The sequence below is a fragment of the Micromonospora sp. SYSU B005 genome (assembly GCF_055362685.1).
Genome location: NZ_JAXCFU010000061.1, coordinates 1 through 934 on the forward strand (window position 1 = coordinate 1; position 934 = coordinate 934).

Annotated in this window: 1 protein-coding gene; it reads left to right on the plus strand. The window is 68.4% G+C overall.

Annotation, left to right across the window (positions count from 1 at the left end):
• The first annotated feature begins 76 nt into the window (after positions 1-76).
• Positions 77-910, plus strand: coding sequence for an IS5 family transposase (locus tag SM452_RS30365; RefSeq protein ID WP_091331248.1), 834 nt, complete (start codon positions 77-79; stop codon positions 908-910).
• The last annotated feature ends 24 nt before the right edge of the window (positions 911-934 follow it).

Genomic DNA, 934 nt, shown 5'->3' on the forward strand with positions numbered 1-934 from the left:
AGAGCGTGTTTGAGAAGGTCTGTTGTGGACGGCGTGGTGGCATGACTTCCACCGGCGAGACGGGCAGGGTGGCGCGGTGTCTGCACGCCGTGGCTACCCCTCCGACCTGACCGATGCCCAGTGGGCGTTGATAGAACCGCTGCTTCCGGAGCCGAATACCGACGGCCGCCGGGAGAAGCATCCGCGGCGGGAGATCGTCAACGCGATCCTGTACGTGGTGCGGTCGGGGTGTCCGTGGCGGTACCTGCCGGCTGACCTGCCGCCGTGGCAGACGGTGTACTGGTACTTCACCCGGTGGGAAGAAGCCGGGGTGACGGAGAAACTCCTGGCCACGCTGCGGATCAAGGCCCGGGTGCAGCAGGGCCGTGATCCGCAGCCGTCGGCGGGGATCATCGATTCGCAGAGCGTGAAGGGCGCTGACACCGTCGGCCGGGACAGTCGGGGCTACGACGCGGGCAAGAAGATCAACGGTCGGAAGCGGTTCATCATCACCGACACCCTCGGCTTGCTGGTCACTGTGACCGTGCTCGCCGCGAGCTGGCAGGACCGTGACGGCGCCAAGAGTGCCCTGCTCAGCGCCTACATGCTCACCCCGATCCGGCACGTCTTCGCCGACCAGGGCTTCACCGGCCGCTTGATCGACTGGACCCGCGACACCCTGCGCACCACGCTGCAGATCGTCCGCAAACCCGCCGACCAACGCGGCTTCGCCGTTCACCCACGCCGTTGGGTCGTGGAACGCACCCTGGCCTGGCTCACCGCCTGCCGCCGGCTCGCCCGCGACTACGAACGGCACCCCGCCGTCTCCGCAGCCCTCATCCGCTGGGCCGCCATCGCCGGCATGACCCGCCGCATCACCCGCGGCCAACCCGCACGCCGCCAAGCCCGCCGCACCTTCACCCGGACCTGATCAACCCGATCTCAAACACGCTCT